This is a genomic window from Candidatus Allofournierella excrementavium, assembly GCF_048526665.1.
Lineage (GTDB): Bacteria > Bacillota > Clostridia > Oscillospirales > Ruminococcaceae > Allofournierella_A > Allofournierella_A excrementavium.
Window position 1 is genome coordinate 64,160 of the sequence record NZ_DBGFPE010000007.1, and the last position, 16,052, is coordinate 80,211.

Here is a 16,052-nt window from a genome sequence, read left to right on the forward strand (position 1 = left end):
GTTCATCCCATCACATTCCATCGTTGGTTTGAGCGGAGAGGCCGATGCCTCCCTCCAGATATTTGCGCCCCACCATGAACAGCAGCAGCGGCGGGGCCAGCATCATCAGGCTGGCCACCATGGCAAGGCCCAGGTCCTCCACCGTGATGTTGGAAAGATAGAGGCTCAGGGGCCAGTTGGATTTATCCTGCAAAAACATCATCGGCTGCTCGATGGCATTCCACGCTTCGATGAAGCCCAGGGTGGCCGCGCTCAGGATAGCGGGCAGGCCCAGCGGCAGCCCCACCGAGAAAAAGCAGCGCAGCGGGCCCGCGCCGTCCAGCGCGGCGGCCTCCAGCAGGCTTTGGGGCACCGCGTCGAACCCCTTTTTGATGATGAACACCGGGAAGGCGGAAAACACCCCCGGCAAAATCACCGCGAAGGGGGTGTCCATCAGGCCCAGCTTGTCCAGCACCAGGTAGTTGGGCACCATGGTGATCTGGAAGGGCAGCACCATCAGCACGAGGTAGACGGCATAGAGCGCCCGCCGCCCGGGAAAGCGCAACTTGCTGAAGGCCCAGGCCGCCGGGGCCGCCACCGCCATCTGGCCCGCCACCTGGGGGAACACCAGCTTGCAGGCGTTCCAGAACATGGCGAAAAAGACGGGCGTGTCCAGCAGAAGCTGCACCAGCGGCTGCAGGGTGGGCCAGCTGGGCAGAAGGCACCAGACGGCCCCCTGCTCTTCTTCGCTTTGCAGCGCCGGACCGATGGTGGCCAGCAGCTCCCCTTCGCCGGTGAGCGCACCCATGACCATGAACCACAGCACCCACCAGGTGAACAGCGCCAGCAGTGTGAGGGCGGCCAGGCAAAAGAATCGTTTCAGCATCGTTTTTCCTTCCTTTGCAGCCGGCGGCGCAGCGCCCACAGCGCCCCCGCCCCGGCCAGCATCACGCCCACCACGATCACCGCCGCAGCGGTGATGCGCCCCAGTTCCAGGCTGAGGAACCAGTTGTTGAACAGATGCTGCAAAAGATACATGCTTTCGTGGGGGTAGCTGCCCGCCACGAGATAGGCCTCCCGGAACACCTTGAAGCTGTTGATGAGGCTCAGCAGGGCGGTGAGGCCCAGGGTGGGCCCAAGGCCCGGCCAGGTGATGGCCCAAAAGGTCTGCCACGCGTTCGCCCCGTCCACCGCGGCCGCCTCATACTGGCTTTTGGGGATGCGGTCCAGCCCCGCGGCCCAGAGGACCATGTCGTAGCCGCTGTTCTTCCACAGATAGGTGGTGATGAGCACCCAGAAGGCCGCGCCGGTGCCCATGAAGTCCACCGGCTGGGCCCCCAGGGCCGCCAGCAGGGTGTTGGCAAGGCCGTTTTGGGCAAAAAGCACCTTCCACAGCAGCACGATGCTGGCCACCGGCACCGCCAGCGGCAGCAGAAAGCTGGCGGAGAACACCCTGCCCTGCCGCCCCGCCGCCCGGGTGAGCAGCGCCATCACAAGGCTCAGCGCCAGCAGCGCCGGGATGCACACGCACAGAAAGCGGGCAGAATTGGACGCCGCGGTGCGAAAGGCGCTGTTGGCCAGCACCGTTTTGTAGTTGGAAAGGCCCACGAACCGCCGGCCCAGGGCGTCGGTGAAACTGCGGCGCACCACCTCAAGAAAGGGCAGCAGATAGAACACCGCGGTGCCCGCGAGGCTGGGCCCCAGCAGCAGCGCCGCGGCCCGCCGCTCCTGCCGCAGGCCGGGCCGGTAAGATTCATTGTTGTTCCGCGAGATAAAGCTTGAGCGCATCCTCCACCCCCGCCTGGGCCTGGTCCAGTGTGGTCTTGCCCTCGATGAGGGCCGTGGCGTTCTTCAAAAGGGCGTCGCTGACCGTCTCGTCCGGCATGGTGACCGGGGTCTTCAGCGCGTCCACGATCTGACGAACGTTCTGTTTCGTTTCGTCTTTTTTGCAGCAGGCGTTGATGCTGCTTTCCAGCGCATCCGCACGCACCGGCATGCCGTCCTGCTGCCAGGTGGACTGCACCGCGTCCCCGAAGAGCACCGCCACGAACTGGCCCGCCTCGTCCTTGTTGGCGCTGGTGGCGGAAACGCCCGCCATCGCCTTGGGCAAAAAGGCCCCTTCGCACAGGCCGGGGCGCAGCGCCACCGTGTAGTCGTCGCCCTCACTGCGGGCCGCCGCCACATAGGCCGGGGTGGTCATGGTGTCCCACGCCATGGCGGCGTTGTGGGTGAAGAAGCACTCATAGCCGCCGTCGCCGTAGGCCACGGCCTCGCCGCCGGCCTCCCCCGCCACCACCGCGTTGGTCATAAAGTCCTTGTAGCTGTCCATGCCGTAATAGTCGCCCACCTGCTGCACGAAGTCCAGCACCTGGGCCACCGCCTCGCCGTTCACCCCGTTCTCGGTCAGGGCCGGGGCGCTGGTCTCCAGCGCGAAGTCCAACAGCTGCTGAATGCTGATGAAGCCAAGGCCGTAGGGTTCGTCCAGCGGCTCGTAGTAGTCATTGCTCTGACAGTCCCAGGCGGGGCGGGCGGCCTTTTCCAGCAGCCAGCCGGAAAGGCTTTCCAGGCTGGAGGCCGCCGCCAGGTCCTGCTCGGTGCCCACCAGCACCGGCACGGCAAAGCGGGCGGGCAGCGCGTAAACGGAGCCGTCCTGCCCGACGAAGGGGGCGGCGACGTTGCTCACAAGGCTTTGGGTGTCCACCCAGGCGGAGAGGTCCTCCAGAAGGCCCTGTTCCTGATAGACCTGCCAGTCCAGCCCGTCCAGGATGACCACGTCCGGCCCGGAGCCCGCCAGCAGGGCGGTGTTCAGCGCGGTGATGGCGTCTGCGGTGCTGCCGCCGCTCTCCAGGGCGATCTGATAGTCCACCGTGCGCTCGGGATACTGCGCCTCGTACTCGTTGATGGCCGCCCGGACGGTGTCGCTGTTTTCCAGGCTCCACACCACCAGCGCGTCGCCGCTGCCGCGGGCGGGGGCGGTCTCATCCCAGAAGATACGGTAGACATGGCCGCCGTAAGCGGTGTTGTTTTGGTCGTCGGTGGTGCTCTCCAGGGTCACCGCCAGAAAGCCGCCGTCGGCACAGCGGGCAAGGCCCATCAGGCTGGCAGAGCCCGCCGAGAGCACGGTGCCCGCGCCGTCCACCACCAGTTCCGCCAGGTCGCCCCCCTTGGCCAGCCGGTAGATGCCCTTCTGGGATGCATAGTAATAGTTGCCGTCGCTGTCGGCGCAGGCGGAAAAGGCCGCGGCAGAGGCGTCGGGCAGGTTTTCAAACACGGTGGTCATGGCGCCGTCTGTGCCGGTGCGCATCAGCTGCACGCCGCTCTCCTGATAAGAGAGGCTGTAAAACGCGCCGGGCTCGGTGGGGTCCGCCGCCATGCCGGAGATAAAGCTGCCCCCAAGGCTGCCCAGCAGTTCGGTCATCTCGGTGCACTCGCCGGTGGCAAGGTCCAGCTTCCAGGCGCTCATCGCGCTCATCATGCCGTTTTCATCCACCAGCGCCGAGGGCGCGTCCTCGGCGGCGGGGACCAGGATGCGCCCCAGCAGCAAAGCCTCGCCGCCGCCCAGCGGCTGCAGGTCGGAGACGTCCAGGATGCTTTCGGGCAGTTCGAGCCGCCGCAGGGCGCTGCTGCCCGCGTCCTGCACCCACCAGGTCTGGTCGTAGCCGCCGTCGGTCTCAGTCACGGCGGTGATAAAGCAGCCGCCGTCCGGCATCAGGCGGGTCACGCCGAAGTAATCGGCCCCAGTCTGCTGTGCCCAGTCGGTGGGCTGTTCCTGCCAGGTGGCGCCGTTGTCGGTGCTGGTCCAGAGGGTGGCGGTGTTGTCACCCCCTTTTTCCAGCAGCAGAAGGGAACCGTCCTCCAAAAGCACCGGCTTTTCGTAGCTGCGGGCGTTTTCGCCGGGGGTGACCTCCTCCTGCCGCCAGCGGCCGGTGCCCGAGGCGGAACTGCCGCCCCCGGAGGCGGCCGAGCCGGAGCCGGAGGCCGTCTCTTCACCGCAGCCGAAGAGCCCGGCGGCCATCACCGCCGCCAGCGCAAAAGCCGCGGCGCGTTTTGCAATGGTGTGTTTTTTCATGTTGTCCTTCTTCCTTTCCACCCGAATGCGGGGTATGGCTCCAGTATAGCGGCGCCGGCTTGAAAAAACCTTGAAGGCAAATGCGCCCCTTTCAAGACTTCTTCAAGGAAAGGGGTGTATAATAAAAGAACGAACAAAGGAGGGGCGAGGATGCGCATTTTGCTGATCGAGGACGACGAAGCCCTGCGCGCGGTGCTGGTTCCCGTGCTGGAAAAGGCGGGCTTCGGATGCGACAGTGCCGCCGACGGGGCCAGCGGCCTTGCGCTGCTTTTGCAAAACCCCTATGACGCGGCGGTGGTGGACCGGATGCTGCCCGCCCTTTCGGGGCTGGAGCTGGTGCGCGCCGCCCGGGGGAAGGGCTGCACCGTGCCGGTGCTGATGCTCACGGCGCTGGGCCGTGTGGAGGACCGGGTGGAAGGCCTGGGTGCCGGGGCGGACGACTATCTGGTGAAGCCCTTCGACAACCGGGAGCTCATCGCCCGGCTGCAGGCGCTGGGCCGCCGCCCGGCCCACACGCTGGAAAGCGCCCTTCTGCGCTTTGGCGACGTGAGTCTGGACGCGGCGGCGCTGACCCTGACCGGGCCCGCGGGCACGGCCCGTCTTTCCAAAAACGAGAACGCCCTGCTGGAAGCCCTTCTGCGCCGGGCGGGCCAGCTGGTGAACCGCGAGGTGCTGTTCTGCGCCGTGTGGGGCGCGGAGGACTTTGTGGAGGAGGGCAACCTGGACAGCTACATCCACTTTGTGCGCCGCCGCCTGCGCACTGTGGGCAGCCGAGCGGTCATCCGCACCGTGCGTGGCATGGGCTACTGCCTGGAAGCGGGAGGTGACGCGCCATGATGCGTTCCCTCCGTCTGCGGCTGACGGGGCTGTATGCCCTGCTGTCGGCGCTGGTGCTGGCCGCGGCCCTTGTGGCGGGCGCTCTTTTGGAAGCCCGCGACCTGCGCCAGGCCGGCGACGAGAGTCTTCTGGACGCTGCCGCCGCGGTGGCGGACCGTCTTGCAGGGGCCACCACGCTGGCGGACAGCTGGCTGGCCGAGCAGGAGCAGGCATATGAGTGCCTTTACTATCTGGAAGACAACGGCGTGCCGCTGGAACACACCGAAAAGAACGGCTCGGCGGCACTGCTCACCTGCGAAGCGCTGGACCGCTGCGCCGCATTGGGCGCGGGCCAGAGCGCCGTGTTCGGCTTTGAAGCCGCGGACGGCGAGGTCTGGCGCTGCGCCGCCCTGGCGCTTGCCCCAGCCAATCTGCGCCACGGCCCCCGGCTGCTGCTGGCGCTGCGAAGCACCGCGCCTCTGCACGCCCAGCTGGCGGGGGTGGCGGTCAAATACGCCCTTTTGTGGGCGGGCGGCACGGCGCTGCTGGCCGCGGCGGGCGCGCTGCTGGCCCACATCGCCCTGCGGCCCACCGCCGCCGCCCTGCGCCAGCAGAATGAGTTCGTCGCCGCCGCAAGCCATGAGCTTCGCGCCCCGCTCACCGTCATCAAGAGCAGTTTGCAGGCCGCCGCCTCGGAGCCGGACCGCCGGGACAAACTGCTGGGCATCGCGAGCGCGGAGGTGGCGCGCTTGCAGCGCCTCACCGAGGAACTGCTGTTTTTGGCCGGGCAGGACGCCCACATCCTGCGCCTTTGCCCCGAAGAGCTGGAACCGGACACCTTTCTTCTGGAGGTGTGGGAGGCATGGCGCGCGCCCCTGCGCCAGAGCGGCCACGAGCTGACGCTGGAACTGTCGGACGAGCCCTTCTCCCCCATCCGGGCGGACAAGGCCCGGATGGAGCAGCTTTTCACCATCCTTTTGCACAACGCCATGGAATACACGCCGCCGGGCACGGCCATCGAGCTTGCGGCTGGGCGCAAAGGCGCGGGGGTTATCTTCTCGGTGCGGGACCACGGCCCCGGCGTGCCGGAAAAGGACCGCCAGCGCATCTTCCGCCGCTTTGCCCGGGGCGAGGAATGCCGCACCGGCAAGGAGCACTTTGGCCTGGGCCTTTCCATCGCGCGGCAGATCGCCGCTCTCCACGGTGGCCGTCTCTGGGTGGAGGACGCGCCGGGCGGCGGCGCGGTGTTCTTTTTGCAGCTGCCCGCCGGGCGCTGAATGTTATCGCTGCAGGCCCCGCCGGTTTTTCGCCGGCGGGGCCTTTTTCCGCGTCAACCCTGTTCCGCCAGCCAGAGGGCCGACTCCTGCCGGGCGGTCTCCACCGCCTCGTCCAGGCCGGCTCCGTCAAAGTACTGCTGCGCGCCCGCGCCCACCGCGCTGCGCAGCACGGTGGAGGGAACGTTCGGGTCCATGCCTTCCAGCACGGCCACAATGTCGGTGCCGGAGGAGGCGTCGTACTGGGCAAAGCCCTCCTCCCACTGGCTGAGCACGGCGCTCTTCAGCACCGGCACGCCGTCGTAGGTGGTCTGGCTCTGCACCTCCTCGTTCAGGAGGGTTTGGATGAACTGCACCGCGCCCTCGGGGTTCTGGGCGCTGACGTTCACCCCCGCCGCGCATACGGGCTGGATGCTGGTGGCGCCGGAGGCGGTGGCCAGAGCCTTCACCTCGCCGGTGCTTGTGCCGCTGACGCGGGAGGCATAGTAGAAATCGCCGCCCAGGCCGTTCAGGGAATAGACCGGCGAGCAGAAGGCCCGGCAGATGCAGTTGGCAAAGTTGCCCTGGGTGCTGTTCTGGGGGTGGTAGTAGGTGCCGTCGGGCCGGTCGAAGGGGGCGGTGTTGGAAAGGCCCGCGCCGCCGCCTGCCCGAATCTGGCCCAGCAGTTCATAGAACCGGCGGCAGGCGTCCTCGTTCAGCTGCCCGCCCTGCCAGATGTCCCCCGCGTAGAGGGGGTAGAAGGTGTCGAACAGCTGCACGGTGTTATAGTAGGCCAGCAGCGGCATGGCCTCGTTGCGCCCGTCGTCAACGATGTTGGGTTCGGCGGCCAGCAGCCCCGCCAGCGTCTCGGCGTCCTTGATGGTGGCCAAAGTGGCTCCGTCCGCCCCCGCCAGCAGCGGGAACGCCCGGGCGGGCAGGGCGAAGAGGCCCTGTTCCGTCTGCCACACACCGGCCAGATTTTGCAGCATGCCGCTGGTGTCCACCTTGCCGGAAAGGTCCATCAGCAGGGCCTTTTCGATGAAGCTGTCCACCGGCATATCGTCCAGGATGAGCACGTCCGGCCCCGCGCCCGCCAGCAGCTGGGTGTTCAGCTGGGTCAGCGCGTCCTCCCGGCTGCCGGTCACGGTGAAAAGGCCGTCCTCCGAGCCCTCCTCAAGGGCCCAGCTGTAAGTGGCGGTGCCGCCGGTGGCCTTCTGCCAGGCGTTCACCGCCGCTTCCACCGTGTCGGAACGGTAAAGGCTGAAGATGGTCAATTCGCCCCCGGCGGAAGCGGCCAGTTCAGAGTCCCAGCGGTAGCGCAGCAGCCGGCTGTTGCCGCTGGCCATGTTGCCGTCGCTCATCTGGAAGTAGAGGGTCTCCTCCGGCCCCACCACCGCCGACTGCACGAACAGGCCGGGGTCGGAGATGGAGAAGCGGCCGCCGTCCAGCGCCAGCTCGGCGGTGGTGCCGCCCAGGGTGTAGTGCCAGACCTTGTTCTGGTCGTCCATCAGATAATAGCCGTTGGCGCTGCCGCAGAGCAGGCGGCTGCCCATCTCCAGTTCGGGCAGCTCCATCTGCACCGGCGCGCCGGTCAGATCGCAGGCGGCCAGCTCCATGGAGGTGCTGGTCGTGATCAGAGTATCGCCGCAGGCGGCCACCGACGCGATGCTCGGATCAAAGGCCAGGCCCGCCTCGCCGGCAGGCAGCGCGTCCAGCTTTTGAGCCGTGCCGTTTTCCACCGAAAAGTAACTGGTCTCGCTGGTTTTTTCAGCGTCCTCGGTGATGACGGTCACCGACCAGTAGAGCTTGCCTCCTTGCGTGAGGTAGGCGGTGGGATAAGCGACGCCATCCCCCACCTGGGCGGCCAGCTGTTCAAAGCCGCTGCCCGTCTGCTCCTTCCACTGGCCGTCCTGGCCCAGGGCGTACCAGTGGGCCGTCTGCCGGGAGAGGGGCGTGGCGGGGTTTTCCACCGTGAAGGCGTTCAGAACGCCGTCCACCACAAAAAGGCCCACGTTGTAGTTGTGGTCGGGGCTGACGTCCTCCTCCACATAGCCGCCAGTGGGCGCAGCGGAGGGCGCATCGGACGAGCCGGAGGCTCCCTCTTCCGAGCAGCCTGCCAGCAATGCGGCGGCAAACAGGGCGGCAAGGGCCCCGGAAACGATCCTGCAAAGTTTTTTCATGCCAGTTCCTCCTTTGGGTGCTTGTTTGCCGTCATTGTAGCAGGGAACTCTCTAAGCTGCCTCTAAGTTTTTTTAGAGATTGTTTAGAGGCAAAGCGTGGTAGTATAATTGTATCACTCTCGAGGAAAGGCCGGGTGGCGTTGTGAGAATTTTACTGGTGGAAGATGAAAAAGATCTGCGGGAGGCGCTGCGGGACACCCTCGCCGCCTGCGGCTACACCGTGGAATGCTGCGCCAACGGCCCCGACGGGCTGGATGCTCTTTGTTCCGGTGGCTGCGATCTGGCGCTGCTGGACCGGATGCTGCCGGGGATGGACGGGTTGGATGTGCTGCGGCAGGCCCGCGGGGCGGGCGTGCGCACACCGGTGCTGATGCTCACCGCCCTGGACGCGGTGGGCGACCGGGTGGCGGGCCTGGACGCGGGAGCGGACGATTATCTGGCCAAGCCCTTTGCCGCCGAGGAACTGCTGGCCCGTGTGCGGGCGCTGGGCCGCCGCCCCGCCGAGTGGGAGGGCGGCACCGCCCTGCGCCGGGGCGATGTGGAGCTGCGGGTGCAGGACCGTCTGCTCACCGGGCCTGCGGGGGCCCACACCCTCTCCCAGCGGGAATGCGCCCTGCTGGAGCTTTTTCTCCGCAACCCCGGCGTCACCCTGCCCCGGGAGCGCATCCTGCTGAACGTGTGGGGGCCGGACAGCGACGTGGAGAGCGGCAACATCGACAACTACATCCATCTGGTGCGCCGCCGCCTGCGGCTGGTGGGCAGCCGGATGGAGCTGGTCACCCGGCGGGGCGCGGGCTACCGGCTGGAGGCAGACCCATGCTGAGGCGGCTGCGGGCGCGCATCACCCTGCTGGCGGCAGCGCTCACCGGCGCGGTGCTCACCGGGGCGCTGCTGTTCGCCTTCGGCGTGACCTGCCGCCAGTACTCGGACAGCCGCCGCTCCGCCTTTGAGACTGCGGTGACCCAGCTGCAATACCAGTGGGACCGCTACGACCAGCTGGACGGCGACTGGCTGGCGCGGCTGGAGGCCCAGAACGGCATGAAGGTGCTGCTGACCGAGAACGGGGCTCCCCTGCTCCACAGCCTGCGCCTGGGCGAAGAGGAGCGGGCCCTGCTGGAGGCGGCAAAGCGGGCCGCCGAAGAACAGCAGGGTCTTCTGGCCGACGCGCCGCCCCTGGCGGGCAGCCAGAGCGCCAGCTTCACCTTTTCGGCCCAGGGCGGCAGCTGGCGGGGCGAAGTGCGGCTGGACGGCGGCGCCGGCAGCCGGTGGACGAGCCTTGTGGCGGTGCAGGACCTTGGCCCCGAGCGGGCCCACGCCCTGCGGATGGCCGCCCTGTTCGCGCTGGTGGCCGCCGCCGGGTGGGCCGGCCTTGGGTTGGCAGGCTGGTTCATCGCGGGCCGGGCGGTGCGCCCGGTGGCCCGGGCCATGGACCAGCAGCAGCAGTTTTTGAGCGCCGCCGGCCACGAACTGCGCACCCCGCTGGCGGTGATACGGGCCAATGCCGGGGCCGCCGCCCGCCAGCCGGACCAGGCGCAGCGGTACCTTGCGGTCATCGACGGCGAGGCGAAGCGGATGGGTGCGCTGGTGGACGAGCTGCTGCTGCTCAGCGCCGGGGCCAGCGCCCGCGCCCGGCTGCGCCGGGAGAGCCTCGCGCCCGACACCTTTCTGCTGGACTTTGCCGAGGGCATGGAACCGCTGGCGAAGAAGCGGGAGCGGCGGCTGGCCGTGCGCCTGCCCGAAAAGGCCCTGCCCCCGGTGGAGGCGGACGCCTACCGCCTGCGGCAGCTGCTGGCCATTCTGGTGGACAATGCCCTGCGCTTTGCCCCGGAGGGCACCGAGATAGAACTGGGCCTTGCCGAACGGGGCGGGCGGGTGCGCTTTTGGGTGGCGGACCGCGGCCCCGGCGTGGCGGACTGCGACAAAAAGCGCATTTTCGAACGTTTTTACCGCGGCCAGGCCGCCGGCGAGGACCCCCGCCACCACGGGCTGGGCCTTGCGGTGGCCGCCGAACTGGCGGCGCTGCACGGCGGCCGCCTCTGGGTGGAGGACGCTCCCGGCGGCGGGGCCGCCTTCTGCCTGGAACTGCCCGCCGGGCGCTGAATTTCTCATACAAAAACCGCCTGCCCCTTTCGCGGGGCAGGCGGTTTTTTGCAGTCAAATCAGCGGATGGGGCACACGCCGTTCACGCAGTCGGAAGCGCCGATGTCCAGCTCGGTCTCCTCGTGCTCATAGCGGCAGAGCAGCGCCGGGTTGAAGGGACGCATCTCCGCCTTGCGGCGCTCGTACTCCTCTTTGTCGATCGCCTCATAGGGCAGCAGATCGTAGAAGCTGTCGTCGTAGCTCAGGAAGGAAAGGGCCACCACATCGTCCCAGTGGTCCCAGACCCACTGCTCCACGTCGTCCCACTCGTTGTCCCGCACATGCACGGTGATGGAGCAGTTGTGGTCCACATAGTGTTCCATGAACATCTTGTAGTTTTCCAGCTGCTCGATGGCGGTCACGTCGCCCTTCACCCGCCCGGCGGGGGCCTTCACCGGGAACTCCAGCACCTTGGTGGTGGGGTCCTCCGGGTCCTGGCCCACCTCCGGCAGCACCGGGTAGCCCAGTTCCTCGCAGACGCGGCACAGGGGGTCGGTGGCGGTGATGCGCACGCGGCGGATGTAGTAAGGCGAATGAGAGTAGTGCACGCCGCTGGACACGGTGGGCAGCAGGGACAGGGTGCCCTCCGGCTTCAGGGTGGTCACCAGCAGCGGACGGTTGCCGCCCAGCTGGGCCGCCATCTCGTCCGCGGCTTTGCGGGCCTCAGCCCGCAGGGCATCCAGCAGTTCGGCCTGCCGGGCACGGTCCATGCCGGTGGCGTTGACCATGTCCTGCCAGCCGGTGAGGGAGCAGCCCAGCAGCCGGTCGCGCTTCTGCACCCGGTCCCAGCGGTACATCTCCAGCTCGCGGCAGGTCATGCGATAGCCCGCCCGGGCGGACAGGCGCTGGGCCTCCAGCAGGCCGGCCTTGTCCAGGGTGCCGTCCTCGCCCACAAAGGCCATCACGTTCACGGTGGTCAGGTTGCACAGGCCGTTGGAATCCAGCAAAATCTCGCCGCAGGGGTTGCAGCCGCAGAAGTTGGGGCGGCGCTTGAGACCCGCCTCCTCGTTGATCCAGCCCGGCTCGCCGGAATAGCGCATCTGCTGGATGTGCCAGTGCAGCTTTTCGCGGGTGGGCTTTTCGCGGTAGAAGATGGAGTTGTTGCTCATCTGGCGGTGAGCGATGGACTTGTCGATCTCCCAGTGGCCGTTCACCTGGCGGTAGAGGTTGGACTTGGCCTGGATGCAGGTCTCGTCGTCCGCGTCCACCAGGCCAATTTCCGAGGTGCGGCGCACGCCGCCGGAGACCACGTTCTCACCGATGATGTTGGCGATGTCCAAAAGGTCGATGGGGCGCAGCTGGGTGCGCACAGCGCCGTCCCGGGCGCCGGCGGCGGTGACCACCTTGTGGATTTTGTCCAGCATGGTCATCATGGAGCCGGAGCCGCTGGCGGTGCCGCCGAAGGTCTTGAGTCGCTCGCCCTTCGGGCGGATGGAGTCGTAATTCACCACCAGGGTGGTCACGCCCTCATACTCCCGGTTGGTGATGAGCTCGAAGTAGCGGGTCAGCGCCTGGGCCCAGCCCTCCTTGGAGTCGCCGATGGCAAGGGTCGCGGTGTCCCGCTGGAAGGTGAGGTTGGTGTATTCCAGCCGCTCGCCCGCGGGCACCGGGTCGTAGGACTTGTGCAGAATTTTCAAATCGGTGCGCACCGGCGGCAGCTGGTCCGCGTCGGATTTGAGCACCCGCACACCCACGCCGCTGCCCACCATCAGCAGATAGAACAGGTCGTGGTAGGCCACGAAGTCGTTGATGACGGTGAAGGCGCAGTTGTAGTTGGCCATGGGGTACTTTTCCGCCACCGGCGTGCCGCCCACCCACAGGGTGCGGCCGGACAAGAACTGCCGCAGATTGTAGATGTTATCGTAGAGTTTTTCCGCCTCTTCCCGGGGCGTGGGGGCCAGCGAGGCGTTGTATTCCACCGCGCGGCGCACCGTCTCCCACCAGAACTCCCGGCGGCCCTGCTGGGGCAGATAGCGGGAGTAGGTGCGGGTGTAGACGAAGGCGCCCAGCTGCTCCATGGGGTTGGGCGCGTGCTTGTAGGGGCTGAGGAATTCGCGGGTCAGGATGCCCTCTTTCCACTCGCCGCTGGTGCGCTCTTTCTCCTTCTGCACCCGGTAGAGGATGTAGGTCTTGGCGGTGCGGTAGAGCTGCTTTTCAAACAGGGTCTCCTCCACCGCGTCCTGGATGCGCTCGATGTCCACGATGTCCTGGCCTGCGGCGGCCAGCCTCTCTTCCACCGCGGCGGTGACGTCGTCCACCCGCTGGGGCTCATGCTCCCCGGCGGCGGCCGCCGCCAGCGTGACGGCGCGGCGTATGAATTCAGCGTCAAAGGGCACGACTTTGCCGCTGCGCTTGCGTACATTCATTTTTGGTCCCTCCCAACGTTGTTTGCAGGATACACCATATATAGTAGTTCTTGCGAGGCAAAAAGTCAATATATTGTTTCTTTTTCCGCAAAGAGGCCGGCGTTTGCGGGTGCGGAGCTCACCTTTGCCCTTCTGTGCCCAGTATAGCAGAGGATGCGTCCCATAGGGCGGACTTTTTTCCTCCGGCCCGGCGCTGCAAAAAAAGGGCTCCCGGCCAAGGCCGGGAGCCCACTGCTGCTGAAATATCACAGGCGGTTCGTTTTTTTGGTCGCGATGATGGTGAACACGCCGAAGGCGATGCTGAGCGCGGCCCAGATGTACAGATCGGAGTAGCTGCCTGCGCTCGGCAGGGCAAACAGCGCGGGCAGGATGTGGAATCCCGCGGCCACATAGCCGCCTTTGCCCCCTTTGCGGGTGCAGATGTTGACGATGCCCGCCACAAGCAGCCCCAGCGCCAGCACAAAACCCGCGCTGCCGCTCACTTCGCCGTTCTCCGCGAGGGTGTTTGCCAGGCCGGCGGCGCAGGACTGCAGGCTGACCAGCAGAAAGAGCACAATGCTCAGGATGCCGATGACCAGTTTTCCGGTTTTCATTGTTTCTTTCCTCCCTTTCTTCAGAACGTCAGCGTGAACGGCCCCAGCGCTGTGCGGTCGGTGAAATCGTCCGGGTCGGTGCTGTTCAGAGTGAATTCAAGGGAGGACATCTGCTCCAGCCGATCGCTGTTTTCTTCGCTGTCCAGCAGAAGAAGATCGCACATCGCCCTGCGCCCGGCGGGGATCTCGACGTAAAGGCTGCCGTCCGTCATGTAGCCGTCCACCGAAACATCGGAGGCGGTGAACACGCGCCGCTGTTCGCTGTTGTTCTCGATGCAGAGCCGCACGCTTTTGCCCATCAGCGAGTCGGCCTGTTCCAGCGCCACGATGCGGACTCCCTCGTCGGCATACAGTTCCGTGCCCTCCGGCTGATACGGGTCCGGCAGGGCGGCGTCGGTGGAAAGGACGATGGGGCCGCTTTGTGCCAGCGTCTGGAAGTTGTCGGGGTCGATCAGCCGCAGTTCGCACTCGATCTGGGCGATGGTCTCCACCCGGGCGTTGTCCAGGTCCGTCTGCAACAGAGTCAGGCCCGTCTCGGCCTTTTTGCCCGGCAGCACTTCCTGGGAAAGGGTGCTTTCGATCACCCATCCGTTCACGGTGCACACGCCGGACTGGACGACCACCCCCGCGTCCGAGTTGTTTTCGATGACCAGGTCAATTTGCGGGCCGAACAGAGAGCCCTCGCTGAGCCCCGTGGCGGTGATTTTTATCCCCGCCTCATCGTAGAGAACGGTTTGGGGCAAAGTGACTGCCTGCGGGGCGGTCTGTGCCTCCGACTGCGGCAGAGACGCCGGCCCGGACGGCGTCTCTGCCGGCTCCGAGGTCTGCGCGCCGGAACAGCCCGCACAGCCGAGAGCCAGCAGCAATGCCAGAAAAAAAGATACTGCCTTTTTCATTTAAAAAGCCTCCTCCTGCGACCAAATCGCGGTATGCTTCTCACAGTATATACCGGGTTTGGATGCATTTGGTGGGCTGCCAGCAGACTGGGCAAAAAATCATTGAAGGACCGCTTTGAGGGCCGCCGACGCGAGCACCGTGATCAAAAAAGCCGCGGCGGCCCAGAGCAGGACGGCCGCCGCCGTGGCGGCGATGCGCATTCCCCTGCCCTGCGCCTTGTTCAAAATGGGGATGTGCCGCTGTATGCCGAAGAGGTCAAACACCAGCACATAGCTCCCCACCGGGATCGCCAGCACCCCTGTCACGATCAGACATTCCACCGGGTCGCCCGCGGCGGTGGAATATCCCGCCGCCGCAAACACAAAGAACCAGAATGCCGCCGCCACCGCTGCCAGCGCCTTCTGGCCGGACCCGGACCGAAAGCCCGGCACAAGGCACAGCGGGTAGGGGTAGCCTGTCCGGGCGGCGGGCCGCGGCGGCGCGGCCCGCCTGCACGGCAATGCCGCCAGCGCGGCGTCCAGCTCCCGCACGTTGGAATAGCGCTGCTGCGGGTCGAGATTCGTGCACCTGGCAATGACCTCCCCCAGCAGGCCGTCGGCCCGCGCCGCATTGGGGAACGCGCCGGTCACCACCTGATTCAGCACCACCCCGAGGGAGTAGATGTCCGCGCGGGCGTCGCTCTGGCAAAAGCCGAACTGCTCCGGCGCGGCATATCCGTGGGTGCCCAGCAGGGTGGTGTCCGCGCTGCGGCCCGCCTTTTCAAAGCGGGCGATGCCGAAGTCGATGAGGTACACCTGCGAATCGGCGCCGAGCACGATGTTCTCCGGCTTGATGTCCCGGTGGACGATGTTCTCTCTGTGCAGAGGGGCCAGCGCCTGGCACAGCTGCCGGCCGAGCCACACCGCGTCCTCCCTGGTCAGCGGCGGGCCTTCTTCCATCCGCTGGCGCAGGGTCACGCCCTGGATGTAGTCCTCATAGACAAAGGCCGTGCCGTCCTGCCGGGCTTCGATGGCCCGGACCGTGGGCACATGCTTGGGGCTCATCGCCCGCAGCGTCTCAAATATCTCCGTCTGGCCGCCGGGCACCTGCCGCGCCACCAGGATGCGCCCGCTGGACCGCTGGCGCGCCAGAAAGACCGTTCCCCGCTGGTTCAGCGCTTCCAGAAAGACAAAATCCTCCTGCTCCATGCCGCTCACCCGATCATCACCTCGCCGCAGGCGGCAAGGCGGTCGTTGCATTCATAGAGGCTTTTCCCCGCCGCCAGCTGCTGCAGGATGACCGCGTCCCGCCGGATGCGGGGATACAGCGGCGAGAGCCCCGCGATGCGCAGCATGGTCTGGGTCTCGTCGCAGGTGAAGTGAAGCCCCAGCGCAATGGCCAGCAGCATGTCCCGCGAGGGGTTGCGCCGCGTGCCGTTCAGCAGCTGATAGCAGTAGCTGCGCTCCCGGCCGGAGGCAAAAATCAGGTCCTTTTTTTGCAGGCCGTGCTTTTCCAGCAGGGCGCACAGGTATTTCCCCAGGTCCGCCTCCAGAAGCTCCCCTTCATACCGCTCAAAGTATTGGTCAATATCCGCGTGCTTGTCTTTCAGGATGGCCGTCAAATCGTCGGTGCGAAGCATGGTATCCCCCGTTCCGTGGTGGCTTTGCTTGGGCCCGGACGTTCTTTCGCTTTCCGGGCCTTTTCACTGGCTTTATCATAGCACGGAACCCCTGCGGATGCAATTTGGCGCATTTTTCCGCGCAAAAAGGCCGGCACTGCGC

General features: G+C 66.5%; 13 protein-coding genes. 4 read left to right on the forward strand and 9 right to left on the reverse strand.

The window, feature by feature from the left end; translation table 11 throughout:
- Window positions 1–10: 10 nt before the first annotated feature.
- From ACMI1Q_RS02650 to ACMI1Q_RS02660, 3 genes are read right to left on the reverse strand one after another with little or no spacing between them, the layout of a single operon-like run.
- A complete protein-coding gene (locus tag ACMI1Q_RS02650; protein WP_417026669.1) occupies window positions 11–865 on the reverse strand; it encodes a carbohydrate ABC transporter permease in 855 nt (284 codons plus the stop codon).
- Window positions 859–1,767 carry a carbohydrate ABC transporter permease gene (locus tag ACMI1Q_RS02655; protein ID WP_419502717.1) on the reverse strand — a complete coding sequence of 303 codons (909 nt, stop codon included), beginning with the start codon at window positions 1,765–1,767 and terminating at the stop codon, window positions 859–861. The genes ACMI1Q_RS02650 and ACMI1Q_RS02655 overlap by 7 nt, the downstream gene beginning before the upstream one ends.
- Window positions 1,733–4,048: an extracellular solute-binding protein gene (locus tag ACMI1Q_RS02660; RefSeq protein ID WP_419502718.1), complete on the reverse strand. Its 2,316-nt coding sequence runs from the start codon at window positions 4,046–4,048 to the stop codon at window positions 1,733–1,735. The genes ACMI1Q_RS02655 and ACMI1Q_RS02660 overlap by 35 nt, the downstream gene beginning before the upstream one ends.
- Window positions 4,049–4,198: 150 nt before the next feature.
- On the opposite strand from ACMI1Q_RS02660, the gene ACMI1Q_RS02665 reads away from it, so the two are divergent.
- The gene (locus tag ACMI1Q_RS02665) at window positions 4,199–4,885 is read left to right on the forward strand and encodes a response regulator transcription factor (RefSeq protein ID WP_394979664.1); all 687 of its coding nucleotides are present in this window, start codon (window positions 4,199–4,201) and stop codon (window positions 4,883–4,885) included.
- Window positions 4,882–6,141, forward strand: a complete 1,260-nt coding sequence (locus ACMI1Q_RS02670; RefSeq protein WP_419502719.1) for a sensor histidine kinase — start codon at window positions 4,882–4,884, stop codon at window positions 6,139–6,141. The genes ACMI1Q_RS02665 and ACMI1Q_RS02670 overlap by 4 nt, the downstream gene beginning before the upstream one ends.
- 53 nt (window positions 6,142–6,194) lie before the next feature.
- On the opposite strand, the gene ACMI1Q_RS02675 is transcribed toward ACMI1Q_RS02670, so the two are convergent.
- Window positions 6,195–8,297: a hypothetical protein gene (locus tag ACMI1Q_RS02675; RefSeq protein ID WP_419502720.1), complete on the reverse strand. Its 2,103-nt coding sequence runs from the start codon at window positions 8,295–8,297 to the stop codon at window positions 6,195–6,197.
- A gap of 157 nt (window positions 8,298–8,454) precedes the next feature.
- Between ACMI1Q_RS02675 and ACMI1Q_RS02680 the strand changes: the two genes are divergently transcribed.
- Window positions 8,455–9,120 (forward strand): response regulator transcription factor, encoded by a 666-nt coding sequence (locus tag ACMI1Q_RS02680; RefSeq protein ID WP_419502721.1) that lies wholly within the window; start codon window positions 8,455–8,457, stop codon window positions 9,118–9,120.
- On the forward strand, window positions 9,114–10,397 hold the full coding sequence (locus tag ACMI1Q_RS02685) for a sensor histidine kinase (protein ID WP_419502722.1): 1,284 nt from the start codon (window positions 9,114–9,116) through the stop codon (window positions 10,395–10,397). The genes ACMI1Q_RS02680 and ACMI1Q_RS02685 overlap by 7 nt, the downstream gene beginning before the upstream one ends.
- Before the next feature lie 59 nt (window positions 10,398–10,456).
- Here ACMI1Q_RS02685 and nrdJ read toward each other — a convergent pair whose 3' ends face one another.
- The 5 genes from nrdJ to ACMI1Q_RS02710 all read right to left on the reverse strand — a co-directional run bounded on the left by nrdJ (window position 10,457) and on the right by ACMI1Q_RS02710 (window position 15,910).
- The gene (gene nrdJ / locus ACMI1Q_RS02690; protein ID WP_417026223.1) at window positions 10,457–12,802 is read right to left on the reverse strand and encodes a ribonucleoside-triphosphate reductase, adenosylcobalamin-dependent; all 2,346 of its coding nucleotides are present in this window, start codon (window positions 12,800–12,802) and stop codon (window positions 10,457–10,459) included.
- A gap of 245 nt (window positions 12,803–13,047) precedes the next feature.
- The gene (locus tag ACMI1Q_RS02695) at window positions 13,048–13,395 is read right to left on the reverse strand and encodes a hypothetical protein (protein WP_330056809.1); all 348 of its coding nucleotides are present in this window, start codon (window positions 13,393–13,395) and stop codon (window positions 13,048–13,050) included.
- A gap of 20 nt (window positions 13,396–13,415) precedes the next feature.
- On the reverse strand, window positions 13,416–14,291 hold the full coding sequence (locus ACMI1Q_RS02700; protein ID WP_419502723.1) for a hypothetical protein: 876 nt from the start codon (window positions 14,289–14,291) through the stop codon (window positions 13,416–13,418).
- 99 nt (window positions 14,292–14,390) lie between these two features.
- Window positions 14,391–15,530 carry a serine/threonine-protein kinase gene (locus ACMI1Q_RS02705; RefSeq protein ID WP_419502724.1) on the reverse strand — a complete coding sequence of 380 codons (1,140 nt, stop codon included), beginning with the start codon at window positions 15,528–15,530 and terminating at the stop codon, window positions 14,391–14,393.
- Window positions 15,485–15,910, reverse strand: a complete 426-nt coding sequence (locus tag ACMI1Q_RS02710; protein ID WP_394979651.1) for a hypothetical protein — start codon at window positions 15,908–15,910, stop codon at window positions 15,485–15,487. The genes ACMI1Q_RS02705 and ACMI1Q_RS02710 overlap by 46 nt, the downstream gene beginning before the upstream one ends.
- Window positions 15,911–16,052: the final 142 nt, after the last annotated feature.